This window comes from Streptomyces sp. NPDC101152 (genome assembly GCF_044768275.1).
Classification (GTDB): Bacteria; Actinomycetota; Actinomycetes; order Streptomycetales; family Streptomycetaceae; genus Streptomyces.
This window is the reverse complement of record NZ_JBIWPO010000003.1, coordinates 170,259-188,653: the sequence shown is the minus strand read 5'-3', so window position 1 is coordinate 188,653 and position 18,395 is coordinate 170,259. Positions and strand designations below refer to the sequence as shown.

Annotated in this window: 11 protein-coding genes; 4 read left to right on the top strand and 7 right to left on the bottom strand. The window is 72.7% G+C overall.

All coding sequences use genetic code 11. From position 1 onward, the window contains the following. Position 1 precedes the first annotated feature (1 nt). Together ACIRVK_RS05465 and ACIRVK_RS05460 are read left to right on the top strand one after the other, a co-directional pair. On the top strand, positions 2-1,033 hold the full coding sequence (locus ACIRVK_RS05465) for an N-acetylglucosamine kinase (RefSeq protein WP_404244084.1): 1,032 nt from the start codon (positions 2-4) through the stop codon (positions 1,031-1,033). A 25-nt stretch (positions 1,034-1,058) separates the two neighbouring features. Further along, positions 1,059-3,362, top strand: coding sequence for a glycoside hydrolase family 3 N-terminal domain-containing protein (locus tag ACIRVK_RS05460; protein ID WP_404244083.1), 2,304 nt, complete (start codon positions 1,059-1,061; stop codon positions 3,360-3,362). Here ACIRVK_RS05460 and ACIRVK_RS05455 read toward each other — a convergent pair. The 6 genes from ACIRVK_RS05455 to ACIRVK_RS05430 all read right to left on the bottom strand — a co-directional run bounded on the left by ACIRVK_RS05455 (position 3,310) and on the right by ACIRVK_RS05430 (position 12,666). Continuing rightward, positions 3,310-4,191 carry a carbohydrate ABC transporter permease gene (locus tag ACIRVK_RS05455; RefSeq protein ID WP_404244082.1) on the bottom strand — a complete coding sequence of 294 codons (882 nt, stop codon included), beginning with the start codon at positions 4,189-4,191 and terminating at the stop codon, positions 3,310-3,312. The genes ACIRVK_RS05460 and ACIRVK_RS05455 overlap by 53 nt on opposite strands. Continuing rightward, positions 4,188-5,210: a carbohydrate ABC transporter permease gene (locus ACIRVK_RS05450; protein ID WP_404244081.1), complete on the bottom strand. Its 1,023-nt coding sequence runs from the start codon at positions 5,208-5,210 to the stop codon at positions 4,188-4,190. The genes ACIRVK_RS05455 and ACIRVK_RS05450 overlap by 4 nt, the downstream gene beginning before the upstream one ends. Continuing rightward, positions 5,210-6,586, bottom strand: coding sequence for an extracellular solute-binding protein (locus tag ACIRVK_RS05445; RefSeq protein WP_404244080.1), 1,377 nt, complete (start codon positions 6,584-6,586; stop codon positions 5,210-5,212). Before ACIRVK_RS05445 ends, ACIRVK_RS05450 begins: the two co-directional genes overlap by 1 nt. Before the next feature lie 129 nt (positions 6,587-6,715). Continuing rightward, complete coding sequence (locus ACIRVK_RS05440; protein ID WP_404244079.1) at positions 6,716-7,414, bottom strand: peptidyl-prolyl cis-trans isomerase; 699 nt, start codon at positions 7,412-7,414, stop codon at positions 6,716-6,718. After that, positions 7,411-11,637 carry an NEW3 domain-containing protein gene (locus ACIRVK_RS05435; RefSeq protein WP_404244078.1) on the bottom strand — a complete coding sequence of 1,409 codons (4,227 nt, stop codon included), beginning with the start codon at positions 11,635-11,637 and terminating at the stop codon, positions 7,411-7,413. The genes ACIRVK_RS05440 and ACIRVK_RS05435 overlap by 4 nt, the downstream gene beginning before the upstream one ends. Positions 11,638-11,781: 144 nt before the next feature. Then, positions 11,782-12,666: a MurR/RpiR family transcriptional regulator gene (locus ACIRVK_RS05430; protein WP_404244077.1), complete on the bottom strand. Its 885-nt coding sequence runs from the start codon at positions 12,664-12,666 to the stop codon at positions 11,782-11,784. Between the two features lie 158 nt (positions 12,667-12,824). On the opposite strand from ACIRVK_RS05430, the gene ACIRVK_RS05425 reads away from it, so the two are divergent. Next, a complete protein-coding gene (locus ACIRVK_RS05425; RefSeq protein ID WP_404244076.1) occupies positions 12,825-13,589 on the top strand; it encodes a sugar isomerase domain-containing protein in 765 nt (254 codons plus the stop codon). Positions 13,590-14,194: 605 nt separating this feature from the next. After that, positions 14,195-17,008, top strand: a complete 2,814-nt coding sequence (locus ACIRVK_RS05420; RefSeq protein WP_404244075.1) for a SpoIIE family protein phosphatase — start codon at positions 14,195-14,197, stop codon at positions 17,006-17,008. On the opposite strand, the gene ACIRVK_RS05415 is transcribed toward ACIRVK_RS05420, so the two are convergent. Further along, the gene (locus tag ACIRVK_RS05415) at positions 16,980-18,317 is read right to left on the bottom strand and encodes a hypothetical protein (protein ID WP_404244257.1); all 1,338 of its coding nucleotides are present in this window, start codon (positions 18,315-18,317) and stop codon (positions 16,980-16,982) included. The two genes, ACIRVK_RS05420 and ACIRVK_RS05415, sit on opposite strands and share 29 nt — an antisense overlap. Positions 18,318-18,395: the final 78 nt, after the last annotated feature.

The following is an 18,395-nucleotide window of genomic DNA, read 5'->3' as shown; positions in this document are numbered from 1 at the left end:
AATGAATAGCGATTTGAACCAAGCTTCCGGCGGGCCCGGTGCCGCGCTCGTGGTCGGCCTCGACGCCGGCGGGACGAGGACGCGGGCCGTGCTCGCCGACGCGCGGGACGGGCGCGTACTCGGTGAGGGCGCCGGGGGACCGGGGAACGCCCTCACCGTGCCGCCGGCGCTGCTCACCGCGCATCTCGCGGAGGCCGTCGCCCAGGCGGTACCGGCGAGTGCGCGGGGCCGGGTCGTCGCCGTGGCCGGCGGTTTCGCGGGGGCGACGGGGGCCGACGAGGACGATCCCGGGCGCCGCAACGCGCTGACCGCCCTCCAGGCCGCGCTCCGTACGGTGGGCGTCACCACGTCCGCCATCGCCGTCAGCAGTGACATCGAGGCCGCGTTCGCCTCCGCCCCCGGCGCCCCGGCCGACGGGCTCGCCCTGGTCGCCGGAACCGGCGCGGTCGCGATGCGCATCACCGACCGCCACGCCACCGCCACGGTCGACGGCGACGGCTGGCTGCTGGGCGACGAGGGCAGCGGCTTCTGGATCGGCCGGGAGGCGGTACGGGCCGCCCTGCGCATGGCCGACGGCCGGGGCGCGGCGACGGCACTGGCGGACCTGGTGGGACGGGCACTCGGGTTGCCCGCGGAAGTTCTTCCCGGCGACCTCGACGACCCGCGCGCACCGGACGCCGGCAGGTGGCCCCGCGCCCACCGCGAGGCCTACCGCATGCACCTGCTGCCCGCCGTCATGGCCGAACCCCCCATCCGGCTCGCCCGGCTCGCCCCCCTGGCCGTCGAGGCGGCCCAGGAGAAGGACCCGGTGGCGGAAGCGATCCTCGAGGAGGCCGCGGACCAACTGGCGCACACGGTCAGGGCGTTGTACCCCCGCCGGGGGGAACGGGTCGTCGCCACCGGCGGTCTCCTCGGCCCGGACGGCCCCCTGACCGCACCGCTCACCGCCCGCCTCCACGCCCTCGGCCTCACCCTCGACTGGGTCCCCGACGGCTGCCGCGGCGCCGTGGCCCTCGCCCGCCTCCTGGTCTGACCCGCCCCCGGAAAGGACCGGCCGCATGCCGACCCCGGACCCCGCGGCCACCCGCGCGGAGCCCCCAAGCCAGCGCACCGCCTCCGACCACCCCCTCTACCGCGACCCCACCGCCCCCCTCGACGCCCGCGTCCAGGACCTCCTCGCCCGGATGACCCTCCGCGAGAAGGTCGGGCAGCTGAACCAGCGGATGTACGGCTGGAACGCCTACCGCCGCACCCCCTCCGGCGCGTTCGAGCTCACCGAGGTGCTCTACGCCGAGACCGACCGTTTCGAGGGGCTCGGGGCCCTGTACGGGCTGATGCGGGCCGATGCCTGGTCCGGCGTGGACCACGGGACGGGGCCGGGCGCCCAGGACAGCGCCGCCCTCGCCGAACTGGTGCAGCGGCACGTCGTCGAGCGCAGCCGGCTCGGGATCCCCGCCCTGTTCGTGGAGGAGGTCCCGCACGGTCACATGGCCCTCGACGGCACCGTCCTCCCCGTCAACCTGGCCGTCGGCGCCACCTGGGACCCCGACCTGTACGAGCGCGCCGCCGCCCACGCCGCCGCCGAACTGCGGGCCCGCGGCGGCCACGTGGCTCTCGTCTCCGCGCTCGACATCTCCCGCGACCCCCGCTGGGGCCGTACCGAGGAGTGCTTCGGCGAGGACCCCCACCTCGCCGCCCGCCTCACCCGGGCCCTGGTGCACGGCATGCAGGGCCGGCCCGCCGCGTACTTCGCCGCCGACAAGGCCCCCGTCGTCCTCAAGCACTTCGCCGGCCAGGGGGCCACCGTCGGCGGCCGCAACTCCGCCGAGTCGGAACTGGGCTCGCGCGAACTGCGTGAGATCCACCTCCCCGCCGCCCGCGCGGGCGTCCGCGCCGGCGCCGCCGCCGTCATGGCCGCCTACAACGAGGTCGACGGCATGCCCTGCTCCGGCAACCGCGCCCTCCTCACCGAACTCCTCAGGGACAGCTGGGGGTTCGAGGGGCTGGTCATGGCGGACGGTCTCGCCGTCGACCGGCTCGCCCGCATCACCGGCGACAAGGTCTCGGCCGGTGCCCTCGCCCTCAGCTCCGGTGTCGACCTGAGCCTTTGGGACGAGGGGTTCACACATCTGGAGGAGGCGGTCGACCGGGGACTGGTGAAGGAGTCCGTCCTCGACGCCGCCGTCGCCCGGGTCCTGGCGCTCAAGTTCCGCCTGGGACTCTTCGAGACGCCGTACGCCACTCCGCCCGCGCCCGGTGGCGGCAGGGAGATCAGTCTGGGACTCGCCCGGGCCGCCGTCACCCTGCTGCGCAACGACGGGACGCTCCCCGCCGGCGAGAAGGTGTCCCGCATCGCCGTCGTCGGCCCCCAGGCGGCCACCGCGGCCCACCAGTCGGGCGACTACACCGCTCCCCAGCGTTCCGGTGTCAGCGTGCTGGAAGGGCTGCGCCGACTGGCGCCGCCCGGCGTCGACATCCGCCACGCCGCCGGCTGCGCCCTCACCGGCGGCGACCTCACGGGCATCCCCGAGGCGGTCGCCGCGGCCGCCGCGTCCGACCTGGCGGTGCTGGTACTGGGCGGCAGCAGCGCCCGTACACCCGACACGGGATTCGACGCCAACGGCGCCGCACGCACCGTCGTCTCCGAGATGACCTGCGGTGAGGGCGTCGACCTGGCCGGACTGCGGCTCGGCGCCGCCCAGTACGCCCTGCTCGACGCGGTCGTGGCGACCGGTACGCCCACCGCGGTCGTGCTGGTGCAGGGCCGCCCTCATCTCGTCCCCGACACGGCCGGCGCGCTGCTCACCGCCTGGTATCCCGGACCGTGGGGCGGCGAGGCCGTCGCCGAGGTGCTGCTCGGACTCGCGCACCCCGCAGGACGCCTGCCGGTCTCCGTCCCGCGCTCCGTCGCCCACCTCCCCGTGTACTACAACCACAAGGACAGCGAGTACGGCGGCTACGTCGACGAGAGCGCCGAGCCACACTTCGCCTTCGGACACGGGCTGTCGTACACGACCTTCGCCTACGGGCCGCCGAGCGCGGACGGGAGGACGGTGACGGTCGACGTCACCAACACCGGTGAACGCCACGGGCGTACGGTCGTCCAGGTCTATCTGCGGCGGCTGATCACGTCCGGGTGGCCGCGCACGCTCGAACTGTGCGCGTTCGAGGGCGTCGACCTGGCCCCCGGCGAGCGCCGGACCCTCACCCTGCGGCTCGACGCGGACCTCACCGGCACCAGCTCGGTGGAGATCCGCGTCGCCGATTCCTCCCGGTCCGCGCTCGGCGCGGTTCCCGTGGTGCTCGACCTCAGAGCTTCACGGCTCCCGCCGACACACCCCGGTAGAACCACCGCTGGGTGATCACGAACAGCACCAGCACCGGGACGATCGAGATCACCGAGCCGGCCATGACCACCCGCTGGTCGTAGCCGAACGACGAGCTCTGCAGCCGGGACAGGCCCAGCGTCAGCGTCATGTGGCTCTCGGAGCGCAGTACGATCAGCGGCCACAGGAAGTCGTCCCAGGCGCTGATGAAGGTGTTGATCGTGACGACCATGATCGCGCCCCACGCCGACGGGAGGTAGAGGTGGCGGAACCGCTGCCACTCGCCGGCCCCGTCCAGCATCGCCGAGTCCTCGATCTCGCGCGGCACCGCGAGGAACGCGCCGCGCATCAGCAGGACGTTGATGGCGCCGACGAAACCGGGGAGCCAGACGCCCACCAGGTTGTCGACCAGCCCCAGGTCGCGGATGCTCAGGAACAGCGACACCATGATCGACTCGAAGGGGAACATCATGGAGGCGACCAGCACCACCCAGACCGCCTTGCGGCCCTTCCAGCCGGGCTTGGAGAGCATGTAGCCGGCCGTCGTGGAGAACACCAACTGGCTGGCGATCGACAGGATGACGACGATCACGCTGTTGCGGATGTACGTGGCGACCGGGACCTGGGAGAAGACCTCCCGGTAGGCCCGCAGGGTCGGGTGGTGCGGCAGCAGGGAGGCGCCGGTCCCGAAGACGTCCTCGCCGGTGCTCTTCAGGGAGGCCAGGAACTGCCACACCAGCGGGCCCACGGTGAGGCCGAGCACGAGGAGCAACAGCAGGTAGCGCACGACGAGTTCGCGGGGGCGGCCGTAGTCCCGCCAGCGCGGCAGCAGGCGCCGGGGCCGCTTCTGCACGGCGGTCGTCATGCCTCGTCCTCCTTGGTCAGGCGCTGCGCGAGCAGGGTCAGGCCCAGCGTCAGCACGAACAGCGCGACACTGACCGCCGAGCCGTAGCCGGCGTTGCCGGTGATCGGGTCCAGGCCGACGTCCCGGATGTAGAAGGGCAGGGTGCGGTCGGCGCCGCCGGGCCCGCCGGTGGAGCTGCCCAGCATGTAGATCTCGGTGAACACCCGCAGGGAGCCGATGCCGGTGAGCGTGCCGACCAGCATCATGGCGTGCCGCACACCCGGCATGGTGATGTGCCAGAAGCGGCGGACGGCCCCGGCGCCGTCCACGGCGGCCGCCTCGTGCAGCTCCTTGGACACGTTCCCGAGCGCGGCCAGGTAGAAGACCATGTACCAGCCGAGGCCCTTCCACAGGGTCAGGCCCATCGCCGAGAGCAGGATCAGCCAGGAGTCGGACAGGAACGGGATCGCCGACCGGATCAGATGGGCCTTCTGCAGCCAGGTGTTGACCAGCCCGTCGTCCGCGAGCAGCCACTGCCAGCTCAGGCCCACGACCACGCTGGAGGCGAGCACCGGCGTGTAGAAGGCGGAGCGGAAGAAGCCGATGCCGGGCAGGTTCTTCTCCACCAGGACGGCCAGCATCAGCGGCAGCAGCACCATCAGCGGGACGACGATCACCGCGTACAGGACGCTGTTGCGGGTGGCGAGCCAGAAGTCCGAGTCGCCCAGCATCCGGGTGTAGTTGTCCAGTCCGACGAAGCCCGCCGCACCGCCGAGCGGCTTGGCGTTCGTGAACGACAGGATGACGGTGTTGAGGAAGGGGAACACGCCGAAGACGATCGCGCAGGCGATCGCGGGCGCGGTCCACAGCCAGGGCAGCCACCAACGCCGGTACAGCGCCGCCCCGTTGGCGCCCGCCGCGGGGCCGGGCAGCACCGCGCGGGCGACGCGCTTCAGGTGGGACGGGGCCGTGCCCGGCGCGGGGGCGGTGCCCTCCGCGCCGGGCACGGTCACCGGCTTCGCGGTCTGGGTCGCCGCCATCAACCCGCCTGCTTCAGCAGCTCGTTGGCCTTGGCCTGGGCGTCCTTCACCGCCTGTGCGGGGCTCTTCTTGCCCTGCATGGCCAGCTGCACCTGCGCCACGATCGCGTTCTGCACGGCCGGGGAGAGGTTCGTCTGGTAGGCGGTGGCGGTCTTGAGCTGGTCGGCGACGAGCTTACGGGCCTGGGAGAAGGGGTCGGTCCCGGTGACGTTCTGGAAGAACGGGTCGGACAACGAGGCGGTGGTGGTCGGGAAGATCACCACGTTCGGGTCCTTGCACCAGGCCGTCTGGTTCTCGGCGTTGGTGAGGAACTCGGCGAACGCGAGCGCCACCGCCGCGTGCTTGCTGGTCGCGGCGACCGAGATGTACTGCGGGGCGCCGGAGGAGGCGTGGCCCAGCGCGTCGTAGGGCTGCTGGCCGACGGCGGTCCTGGCGTAGACCGAGGGGCTGTTCTGCTTCACGAACCGGACGAAACTCGGGTTCGTCGAGCCGTACGCGACCTTGCCCTGGCTGTAGGGCGTGGACGGGTCGTTGCTGGAGGACAGCGAGTCCTTGGGCATCGCGCCCTCCTGGTACAGCTTGGCCATCCAGGCGACCCACTGGGTGGTGCGCGGGTCGTCGGCGAACACCGCGGTCCTGCCGTCCGCCGAGAGGGTCTTGATGTTCATCTGGTCGAAGTCGGCCGGGATCCGCCACACCGGGTTGGCCATCGTCGCGTAGAACTTGCCCTTGGCCGCCTTGGCGACCTTCTCGTAGTCGGCGAACAGACCGAAGATGCTGGTCGGCGGCTTCGCCGGATCGACGCCTGCCTGCTTCAGCAGATCCGTGTTGTACGTCAGCAGGACACCGCCGGTGTACCAGGGCAGCGCCGTGTGGATCGCGGAGCCCGAGGCGTCCTTGAAGGTGCTGGAGGTCCAGAACGCGGGCACGAAGGGCTTGCCGGCGTTCGGGTCCTTCACGCCCAGGTCGAGCAGGTACCCGGCCTTGGTCAGCGCGGTCACCGTCGGGGCGTTGACGTTGATGACGTCCGGCAAGGTACAGGCCTGCGCGTCGGCGACCGTGCGCTGGGTGAACGTGTTGTCGCCCGGGTCGTCGATCCACTTGACCCTGGCGCCGGGGTGCGCCTTCTCGAAGGAGCTGATCACCCCGTTGAAGAACGGGCCGAAGTCTTTCTTCAAGTTGGTCGTCTGGAAGGTTATCCGGCCCTTGACGTCGCCCGTCAGCTTCCCGGACCCGACGTTGCCCTTGTCGACCTTGCAGCCGCCGGCGGTCGAGTCCCCGCCCGAGGATCCGCCGCCGGACAGGCCGCAGCCGGCCGCGGTCAGCGTCAGGGCGATGATTCCCGCCACGGATGCGGTCAGTCTTCCAGCGCGCATGTCCACCCTCCTGGGACCAGCCGAGGGGCTGGTTCAATCAACCAACTTCGACTCCGATTGATGAAAAGGTGGACCAGAATTCATCGGAGGTCAATGGGTTGCCGTGTTGCGTTTGGGTTCCGGCGGTGATCAGTGATGGTGCTCGTGGTCCGGATGGGACGGATCGCCCGGGTGTTCGTGCCCCGCCGCGTACACCACGTCTGCGCGGGCCTGGTCGAACCAGTCGAAGAAGGCCCGCCGGCCCGCCGCGCGCCGCAGGTCGCGTTCGATGCCGTCGTGGACCTGCTCGAAGGGCAGGAAGTCGGTGGGTGCGGCACGTCCGAAGGGGTCGACACCGCGGCGCAGGGCGTCCGGGGTGAGGAAGCGGTCGCGGTTGCGGTCGTAGTAGTCCCGCACGGCGGCCTCCGGCACGTGCTGCTCGGCTTCCAGCTCCGTCAGGAGCAGGCGGGCGGCGGGGGAGTGGGCCAGGGCTGCGGCGACGATGCTGCCTACGTCTTCGACGGTGAGCAGGTAGGTCGGGGACACCTCGTCCGGTATCGGGAGGTTGCGTTGCTCACAGGCGCGGCGGGCCAGTTCGTCTGCGACGACCACCTGTGTTGCCCAGCGCCTTCGCTGCCGCTGAGCCTGGGCCGACTGCGCCGCGGATGGTGCCGCCTCGGGTCGCGTGGCGTCTGCTCCGCCGTCGTGGCTTGTCGCGCCCCGCGGCGGAGCCGCATATCGATACAGCCCCGCGCCTCTAAATGGCGTTGCTGTGACCGTTCTCAGAAAGGTGTCCACGCGTGATTTCGGTACCGGTTCGCCGTGTACGAGGGCCGCGGGTTCCGTCATGGCGTCACCTCCAGGGGAATTGCCTCCGTGTAGGTGACTCGGCCGTGGCAGGCGGTTTTGGCCAGGAGCCAGTAGGAGCCCGGAGGGATTGCCTCGGCGTTCACGTCGATGAAGGCCTCCAGGTGGGCGTTCGCGGGGATCGTGAAGCCCTGGGAGGCCGGGGTGACGCCCGGCCAGGTGCCCCAGGAGGAGACGGCCCACAGGGTGCCGTTCACCGGCCCTCTGGTGGTATTGCGGAGGGCCAGCGGGACGCGGGCACGTTCGCCTTGGGGGAGGGAGATCTGCTGGACTCCCAGCTCGGCGGTCAGGGTGGGGCCGGGTGGGGTGCCGGGGACGTCGAGGGCGGCCACGTCCTCGTACGTCTGGCCCTCGTACGCCAGTCGGGCCGTCAGCCAGTGGCGGCCGGGTACGGCGTCGGGCGGGGGCGTCACCGTGAACTCGGTCAGTGTGTAGCCGCCGGGGGCGAGGGCGTACGGGAGTTCGGCGGGCTCGGCGGACCAGCCGGGTGGGACGCCGACCGTCACGGTGCCGGAGACGGGCGCGTCGGTCAGTTCCGAGGCGACGCGGACCGTCGCGGTGAGCGGGCGGCCGTCGGCGGCCGTGAGGGCGGCCGGGGAGAGGTAGACGGTGACCGGCATGTTGCCGCGGGGTGCGGGGCCGCAGTTGTGCAGCCAGTAGCGGGTGGGGACCGGCTGGGCCGGTTCGTGGGCGGCGATCCCGGGGTCGTAGGGCGGTCTGGCGTCCGCGGGGGGTGTGGCCAGGACGGTCGCCACCTCGAAGCCGGTCAGGCCGGTGCCGAGCGCTCCCTCGCCGTCCGGCGCGAGGGCCTCGCCGGGTGTCTCCAGCACGTCCGCCCGGGCGCCCCGCAGCCACTCCCTGGGCCCGCGCACGCGTGCCCGTACCGGGCGCCCGTTCACCTCGTGCATGCGGACGACGACCCCGCGCGCGGGGTCGACCGGTGCCACGCTGCCCCGGGCGAGCGGCGAACCGGCCGGCTTGAGGGCGTCGAGCAGCACCTCGCCTGCCGGTTCGAGCGTCAGCAGGGTCGACTCGCGCGGCAGCGGGGAGTCCGGGGCCGTTGGCGTCCGGCGTACGCGTGCGGTCAGGGGGTGGTTGAACTCGTGGCCCACGCGGGGCAGTTGCAGCTCCCGCCAGTCGCCCTCGCCCGCGACGACCGCGTACTCGAAGGTGTGGGACCAGCGCTGGAGCTGGAAGCCCGAGCCGTCGGGGGCCGTACGGCGGGGCGGATCGACCCAGACGCCGGACGGCCAGCCGGTGCAGGAGCGCATCAGGGACATGTAGAGGTCACCGGAGGAGGTGACCACGCAGCCGGGCGTGCCCCGGTTCAGCACGGCGAAGCCGCGCCCGTCCCAGGCGTCGCCCGGCGGCAGCGCCTCGCCGCCGCCGGCCGCCGTGGCTGCCACCACCGCGTCGGTAAGATCGGCGATCAGCGCGTCCACCGCCTTGGCGTCCCCGTCGGCGTCGGCGCCCGCGACCACCAGCAGCGGCAGCCGCTCCAGGTCCCGCAGGTCGGCCCCCGGCACCCACTCCTCGCGCAGCCCGGCACGCGGCGCGACCCACACCGCCGCCACACCGCCCTCGGCCAGCCGGCGCCGCAGTTCCCGCCCGGCGGCCGGGTCCCAGCCCAGTGCCTCGGCGACGACGGCGTTGCGCTCCGGTCCGCCGACCGCGATCCGGATGTCGGGGAGGTTGGAGTCGACCTCCAGATCGCCGTAGCGCGGGCCCCCGGCGATCGTCGAGGTCGCCGTGACCCCGGCGCGGACGAGCGCCGCCGCCAGCGGGGTGCCCAGTTCGCCGGCCTGCTCCCAGGACGGGTACACCAGCTCGGCCACGCCGATGGACCGGTGGCCGATCAACTCGCCTGTGTCGTCGCGCAGTTCGACCCGGGCCGTGGAACCGATCCCGAACCATGTGTTCGCCGGGTTGTCCAGCGTCCACGGGAACCGCTCGCTGTCGACGTCCACGAAGCCGAAGCCGCGCCCGATCACCGCGTCCGCGACCTCGTGCACCGGCAGCCCGCCCTGCACGTCGGAGGGCCAGCGGACCCGGATCAGCCGGTCCGCGCCGTCGTAGCCGTCGACGGTGGTGGTGACGTCGAGGCGGGGGACGCCGGTCCACAGCGTCAGGCGCTGGGTGTACCGGAAGAGCCCCAGATCGGCGCGGACCGTGAGGCGCGAGCCGGCCGGGGAGTGCTCGACGTGGACGTCCGCCCGCACGTCACGGCTACGGGCGGCGGTGGTGCCGGTCGGGGTGAGGTGCCAGGGTCCCTCGCCGAACCGGGGGTGCCTCGCGTACTCCTCCTGTACGACCAGCTCGTTGCCGATGTCGCCGGAGCGCAGCAGTTCGCGGCCGCCCTCGGTGAGCGCGCGCAGGGCGCTGACACCCCCGCCGCGCGCCGGGTCGACCGTCACCTCGTAGAACTCGTTGCGGATCGTCGTGCCCTCGCCGGGGGTCCACTCGGGGACGGAACCCTCGGTGAGGGGAAGGGCCTTGAGGCCCATGCCGGGGGCATCGGGGACGACGACGTGCAGCCGGCCGTCCTCGCGGACGGCGGGGAGGCCGGCGGGCACGAGGCCCGGGTCGTCGACCGTCAGCACGTCGCGCCGGGTCCACGTCGAGGAGTTGAAGGCGACGAGGTCGGGGCCGTCCGACGGCGTGACGTGGTCGGCGAGGACCTGGGTGGCGTCGGCGTGGACGGTCTCGGCGAGGTCGTGCAGCTCCCGCCAGCCCGTCATCAGGTCGATGTAGACCTGGTCCGACTCGGAGCCGGTGATCGCGTCGTGGTGGGCGCCGTAGACCAGTTGCCGCCAGGCCTTGTCGAGGGCCGCGTCCGGGTAGGGGTGGCCGGTGACCAGGGAGGCGAGGGTCGCCCATGCCTCCGCGTCGGCCAGCAGCGCCTCGCCGTACCGCTGGGCCTGCTTGGTGTCGATGTAGGAGACGTCCTTGCCGGTGTAGACCGGGTTCATGTCCCGGGTCTGCGGTGAGGCCCTGCGGCCCTCGGCCTCGAGCTCCGCGCGCACGGCGGCGAAGAAGTCGCGCGGGGTGCCGCTGACGAACCGGGGCCAGACGTAACGGGCGTTCCAGTCCCGGTGGATGTCCATCACCCAGCGGCAGGGCGGCGCGTAGTCGCCGCCGACCGGGAGCAGGACGTTGCGGGTGAGAGCGACCGACCTCAAGCCCCGGAACAGCTTGAGGGCGGCCGCCTCCGCCGCCGGCAGGGTGGGGGCGTTGTCGATCGCCCAGCCGGCGCCGTAGTGGTTGACCATGTAGGCCGTCAGGAGCCCCCGCCCGGAGGGGGCGATCCAGCTGAACTCCGCCGGGAACTGCATCCGCCCGGGGTCGCGCGGCTCCTCGCCGAAGACGGACAGGGTCGGGCCCCACTGGTGGAACGGTCCGCGCGCCCAGGAGCTGGAGCTGATCCCCGCGTCCGCCATCAGCCCCGGGAACTGCGGGTCGTGCCCGAACGCGTCCAGCTGCCAGGCCGTCTCCGGCGAGCCGCCCATGATCCCGCGCTGGAACCCGTCGCCGTACAGCGCGTTGCGTACGGTCGCCTCGGCGCCGGTGAGGTTGGTGTTCGGCTCGTTGTAGGTGCCGCCCATGATCTCCACCCGGCCCGTGCGCATCAGCTCGCGCAGGAAGGCCCGCTCCTCGGGGAAGGAGTCCCAGTACGGCTTCAGGTAGTCGACCTCGGCCAGCACGAAGGTGTAGGCCGGGTCCCGCCGGGCCAGGTCGCAGTGGGCGCGCACCAGGCTCATCCCGGACTGGCCGCGCGAGTCGAAGGTGCGGGCCGGCAGGCCGGTGGTGGCCGGGTCGTCGGCGACGTCCCAGGTCTCGGTGTAGGCGCCCTGGGTGTTCCACCACACCGGGTCGTAGTGGAAGTGGCTGACCATGAACATGGTCCAGCCGGGTTCGGCGGTGGTGAACTCGAAGGCGTGCCGGGCCACTTGGGAGCCGTCGACGGCGGTGAGGGTGACCTCGCGGCGGTCGCCGGGCGCGAGGCCTTCGGCGGTCACCGGTATCTCGGCCCGTACGGTCCCGTCCTCGCCCGCCATGGCGACCGCGTCCCCGGTGACGTCCGGGCCCTCGACGGTGAGCAGGACCGTCCGGCCCGGCGCGTGGTCGATCTCCACGGCGACCACCTGGCGCGGATGCCCGGCGGCTTGGACGAAGAGCTCGGTCGACTCGGCAGCGGTGACGCGCATGGGTCTCCTACCAGGATGCTCGGCTGAGCCCCATCCTGGCACCGTGAGGATGATTCAAACAACCGTCCTCACGTTTTATCGGTGGTTCATCCATACAGATCTGCCCGGCATCGTCCGGCTCCGTCCGCCCTGCGGCGGACGCGCTCACCTCGCCCGGCGGGACTTCACCGCGTGCTGCGGGGTGATGTGGTCGGTCAGGGCGAGGGAGGCGCTGGCGCGCTGGTAGGAGAGCTGGCCCACCCGGACGTAGAGACAGTCGACGATCATCAGCACCGAGTGCCGGCCGCCGATGCTGCCGGTGCGGAAACTGGTCTCCGAGGTGGCCGAGATCAGCCGGATGTCGGCGGCCCGGGCCAGCGGCGAGCGCGGGTCGGTGGTGATGGCGACCGTGGTGGCGCCCCGCTCCTTGGCCATCTCGAAGGGCTCCAGCGTCTCGCGGGTCGCACCCGAGTGGGAGATCCCTATCGCCACGTCCGCCGGGGTGAGCAGGGCCGCCGAGGTGGCCGCGCCGTGCACCTCGGTCCAGCCGCGGACCTGGCAGCCGATCCGGAACAGCCGCGTCTCCGTCTCCTGCGCCACCGCTCCGCTGCCGCCCACGCCGTACACGTCGATCCGGCGGGCCTTGGCCAGCGCCTGGGCCGCGCGCTCCAGCGCGTCGAGGTCGATACGGTCGATGGTCTGCTGGATCGCGCGCAGGTCGGCGCTGCCGACGACCTGGACCACCCGCTCCAGGGTGTCGTCCGGCGAGATGTCCGGACCGATCTCCGCGCTGCCCCAGTCGGAGACCTCGCCGCGGCCGCGCTCCTGGGCCAGCTCGATCAGCAGGTGCTGGTAGGAGTCGAGGCCGATGGCCCGGCAGAAGCGGGTCACCGTCGCCTGCGAGGTGCCGGTGCGGCGGCCCAGCTCGGCGGCCGAGCAGTGGGTGACGGCGGCCGGATCCTCCAGGATCAGCTCGCCGACCTTCCGCAGGGAGCCGGCCAGCCGCGGCAGCTCGGTCCGGATCAGTGTCGTGACGTCCGTGGAGGGCATGAAGAGAAGGTATCAGCCACCCTTCGGGCCATGGATTGAATACCAGGACCACAAAGGCGAGCGGTGTCCACTCATTGCTCGCTGCATGGACCATGTGATTTATTGATTCATCTGTGACGATGTACGGGGTGGTTCAATCCACCAGTGGGGAGTGTCGCGTGTCCGTCGAGTCTGTGAGCGCCGAGGGCTTCGCGCGGGAGAGCCTGGCCGTCCTGCAGGACCTCACCAAGTCCGCGCGCGACGAGGTCGCGGGCGCCGCCCGGCTGATCGCGGACTGTGTGCGGGCCGACGGGGTGATCCAGGCCTTCGGTACCGGCCACTCCCAGGCGATCGTGCTCGAACTCGCCGGCCGCGCGGGCGGGTTGGTGCCGACCAACCGGCTGAGCATCGCCGACCTCGTGCTCTACGGCGGCGACGATCCCGGTGTCCTCGACGACCCGCTGCTGGAACGGCAGGCGGGCGTGGCCGAACGGATCTACCGCCTCGCCGACCCGGCCCCGCAGGACCTGTTCGTGATCATCTCCAACTCGGGTGTCAACAACGTGATCGTGGAGACGGCCCTGCGCGCCAAGGAGGAGGGGCACCGGATCCTGGCCGTCACGTCCCTCACCCACACCCGGGCGGTGCCCGCCGGGCACCCCAGCGGCAAGAAGCTCGCCGACCTGGCCGACGTGGTCCTCGACAACCGCGCCCCCCGGGGCGACGCGCTGCTGGACCTGCCGGGTGGCGGTGCGGTGTGCGCGCTGTCGACGCTGACCGGCGTGATGCTGGTGCAGATGGCGGTCGCCGAGGCGTCGAAGCTGTTGCTCGACGCGGGGTGGCGGCCGCCGGTCTACGTGTCCGCCAACGTCCCCGGCGGCTTCGAGGGAAACCTGGAACTGGAGAAGCGGTACGCGGGCCGCATCCGAAGGACCGCGAGCTAGTGCCGCGGCAGGCGACGTTTGCCCGGTAAGGAGCGGCGTCCGGGGCGTCCTCTCGGCGTGCCGGGCGGAAGGCGCCGTTGATGGACCGGACGTACTTGGGGTTTCGGCCGGTGCGGCGAGCGGGCGTGCCGGGCGTCGCGACGGGGCGAACGGTGCCTGCCGCGGCACTAGCTCTGGACCGAGGGTGCGCGTCGGCTGCTGCGGCGGACCACTGGCTCCACCGGCACCAGTGGTTCGACCGGGACCGGCTCGGCGCGGCTGTGGTGACCTCGGTGCGGCGGGCGAGGACCCGGCCGACGTCGTACCCGGAACCGGCACTCCTTGAGGCGGCGGTGACCACCGAGGGGCCGCCCTCGACGTCGTTCTCCAGCACGCGGTGTTGATCGCGGTCAGCGGGGACGCGGGCCCGTACCGCGCGGTGCCGAAGGGAATCACGCCGCGCATCGGGGCTCCTTCGAACGGCTTCGGAGAAGGCCTCGATCCCGTGGGTGTTCGATGTCGTTGTGGCCTGCGTCACACTGGGTCTAGGGTGAAACCGCTTGGAGGATCCGCCGGGGGGCGAGCCGAGCGGCGGCGCGCGACCGGGCCTCCTCCGGGTGAGGGAAGTGATCGCGGTGTCCGTCGCCTGGGACGACATCGGCGGACTCGTCGATGCCCACGAACGTTTTCTCGCCGGAGCGCGTGTCGAGGCGGACGTCCGGGGCGCGGTGCTCGAGTCCTGGAAGCGGTGCCGCTCCGCGGGAGTCGAACCGCATCAGCTGCTGGTTCCCTACGCGCCGGACCTCAACCTGGACGAGCGGTTCCTGCGGGCGGCCGATCCGGTGCTCAGGCGGCTGACCGAATCGCTCGCCGAGGCCGGCATGACCATCGCGCTGTGCGACGCGCACGGGCGCATGGTGCAGCGGCTCGGCGGCGACCGGCGGCTGCGGGACCGGCTCGACGAGGTGAACTTCGCACCCGGCTTCGACGCCTCCGAGCCCGTGGTCGGCACCAACGGCGTCGGCACCGCACTCGCCGAACGCGGACCCGTCTACGTCGTCGGCCGCGAGCACTTCGCCGACTGTCTGCAGCCCTTCGCCTGCGCGGGCGCCCCGGTGCGCGACCCGCTCAGCGGGCACATCGAGGCGGTCCTCGACCTGACCTGTCTGCGCGACGACGGGGATCCCGCCATGGTGCGCCTGGTGCGGGACGCCGCGCGGGACATCGAGGCCAGGCTCCTTGAACACGCCACGCAGCGCGAACGCGCGCTCATCGCCGCGTACCGGCGTGCCGACCTCGCGACGCGCGGGCGGTCCCAGGCGGCCGACGGGAGCGCCTTCGGCCGGATCGACCTGGCCCTCCTGCGGGAACGCGCAGAGGAACTCATCGCCTCCCCGAACCGCACCCTCGACGAGGTCTCCCTGCCGGGCGGCCGGATGGCGACCCTGATGCGCCGTCAGGTCATGGGGCCCGCCGGGGAGTCGGGCGTGGCGGTCGAGGCACGCATCCTGGGCGGACCACGGGTGACCGGGCTCGGCGCGACGGTACCGCCGGGAACGGTGACGCCGGGCGCGTCCGCCCCCACGGCGAGCGGGCCGACCGGGACAACGCCGCTGACCTCTACCCGGGCGCGCGGTACGTCCGCCCAGCCCCCCGACAGCGTCGGTGACATCCTCGACGACGGGGAGAGCCGGCTGCTGCTCGTCGGGGAACCCGGGGTCGGGCGGCTGGCGCTGCTCGCGCGACGGCGGCTGGAGTGGCTGCACGACGCCGGAGTGCGCGTAGGCACCACCCTGGACGTGACCCGTACCGCCGAGGAGCTGGCCGAGGTGACCGTACCCCGGTTCGCCGACTTCGTCGCCGTGGACCTGCCCGACGCGGTGCTGCGCGGCGAGGAACCCGGTCCGCTCGGCGCCAAGACCCCGCTGCGCCGGGTGGCCCTGGGCGCCGTGCACGGGGAGTCGCACCTGTACGGCGTCGGCGACGCCGTCGAGTACGTGCCCGCCGCACCGCAGGCGCGCAGCCTGGAGAGCCGGCGCTCCGTGCTCGAACCCGTGCTGGCCGCCGCGGGCGGCTGGATCGCCCAGGACCCCACGCGGCGGGAACGCACCCTCGCGGCGGGCATCCACTCCCTGATCAGCGTGCCGCTGCGGGCCCGCGGCACCACCCTCGGCGTGGTCAGCTTCTACCGCTCGGAGAAGCCCGCGCCTTTCGAGGACGACGATCTCTCCCTCGCCCAGGAACTGGCCGGCCGCGCGGCGATCTGCATCGACAACGCCCGCCGCTACACCCGCGAGCACAACACGGCGCTCGCCCTGCAGCGCAGTCTGCTGCCGAAGGGGCGTTCCGAGCAGAGCGCCGTCGAGGCCGCCTATCGCTACCTGCCCGCCCAGGCGGGCGTCGGCGGCGACTGGTTCGACGTGATCCCGCTGTCCGGCGCGCGGGTCGCGCTGGTCGTCGGGGACGTGGTCGGACACGGGCTGCACGCCGGCGCCACCATGGGCCGGCTGCGCACCGCCGTGCACAACTTCTGCTCCCTCGACCTGCCTCCCGAAGATCTCCTCACCCACCTCGACGACCTGGTCGGACGGCTCGACCGGGGCGAGGGATGGGCGGTGGAGAGCACCCAGGCCGACTCCGGCATCGTCGGGGCGACCTGCCTCTACGCCGTCTACGATCCGGTGTCCCGGCGCTGCACCCTCACCCGCGCCGGGCACCCCCTGCCCGCGGTCGTCGCCCCCGACGGCACCGTCGACTTCGTCGACCTGCCCTCCGGACCGCCCCTGGGCCTCGGCGGCATGCCCTTCGAGACCGCCGAGCTGGAACTGGCCGAGGGCAGCCAACTGGTGCTCTACACCGACGGGTTGATCGAGGACCGGCTGCGGGACATCGACGCCGGCCTGGACCGGCTGCGTACCGTCCTCGCCGTTCCCGGCCGCCCGCCGGAGGACACCTGCGAGGCGGTCCTGGACGCGCTGCTGCCGGCCCGCCCCAGCGACGACGTGGCCCTGCTCGTCGCCCGCACCCACGTCCTGGGACCCGAACGGGTCGCCCAGTGGGAGCTGCCCAGCGACCCCGCGGTCGTCTCCCGCGCCCGCACGGCCGTCACCGGGCAACTGGCCGCCTGGGACCTGGACGACCTCGCCTTCACCACCGAACTGGTGGTCAGCGAACTCGTCACCAACGCCATCCGCCACGCCACCGGCCCGGTCCAGCTGCGCCTGCTGCGCGACCGCGCCCTGATCTGCGAGGTCCGGGACCGCAGCAGCACCTCACCGCGGCTGCGCCGGGCCCGCACCGAGGACGAGGGTGGCCGCGGCCTCTTCCTGGTCGCCCAGCTCACGGAGCGGTGGGGGACGCGGTACACCCCCGAGGGCAAGGTGATCTGGACCGAACAGCCGCTGCCCGGACTCACCACCACGTCAGGAGCAGGTGGTTGACGAGCAGCGCGAGCACCGCCTGCGCGCTGAGCCAGATGCGCGGACGGGTCAGGAACGCGCAGGCCGGAAGGAGCCACAGGGCGAACGGCAGCCAGATGCGCTCCGTCTCCGCCTTGCTCATGCCGGACACGTCGGCGACGAGGATCGCGAGCAGGGCGGCGGTCGTCAGAACCGTCAGGCGCAGCGCGGGAGGTGAGTCCCTGCCGAGGAGGGCCGTCCCGGTGCGCCGCAGGCCCGCCGCGGTCGCGGGGCCCACGATGAACACCGTGCAGGCGAGGTTCGCCCACACCCAGTAGGAGTACGGCCGCACTCCGCCCACCCCCTGGTAGTAGCGGGTGACCAACAGGTGATAGGCCTCCCACCAGTTGAAGCCCAGCGCGGTGAACACGACCGGTACGACGGCCAGTCCGGCCGGCAGTAAGGGGAGGGGACGGATGCGGCGCGGGCCCAGCAGGAGCACGGCGGCGGCGAGGAGGGCGAAGAGCGTGAGGCCGTAGGAGAGATAGGCGGTGAGGCCGAACAGGAGGCCCGCGGCGAAGCCCGCCACCCGCGGCCGGTGTCCCGTCACCGCCAGGGATAGGAACGCGACCGCCCAGGCGGCGACCCCGGTGAAACAGCCGTCCGCCGAGACGCCCACCCACACCGCGCCCGGCATCAGCACCAGGAAGGGCGCGGCGCGGCGCGCCAGTTGTTCGTCGGCGAGCGCCCGCACGGCGACCAGGACGGCCGCCGCGGCGGACGTACCGACGGTGATGACGAAGGCGCCCGCCCAGCCGCCCCCGCCGAGCCCGATCCGGTCGAGGAGGACGAACGTGAGGGTGGCGCCCGCCGGGTGCCCGGCGATGTGGGCCGGCCACTCGTTCGGGCCGCTCAGGATGTGGTGGGTGAAGTCCCGCAAGGTGTGCGGGATGTCGTGGAACCGGCCGATGACCTGGAGGTACTCGTTGCGTGTCGTCAGCCGCTGGGCGACGCCCCGGTACCAGCCGTCCACCAGGGCGAGGGACCAGGTCCACGCCATGCCCGCGCCCCAGGCGGCGAGGAGCAGCGGGCGCCAGGGCAGCCGGGCCGCCAGCGCGGGTCCGTAGGCCACGACGGCCACCGCGACGGCGATCGCCGCCGGAGTACCGGGACCGACGTGCGGCTCCCACTTCGCCAGCAGCGGCGGCCACGGCACGTAGAGGGAGCGGTCGCGGTGTTCGATGCCGGTGCCGACGGCGGCGGCCACCACGACGAGCAGCGCGGCGGCCGCGGTGGCGTACAGGTCTCTGCGAAGGTCGCGGTTCACGGTCCGAACGCTAGGCCGCTCCACCTCTGCCGGGCGGCTGACGTGCGAAGACGTCAGAGTTTCGTCATGGTTCACGCACCCGCTCCCGGGGCCGTGCGGACC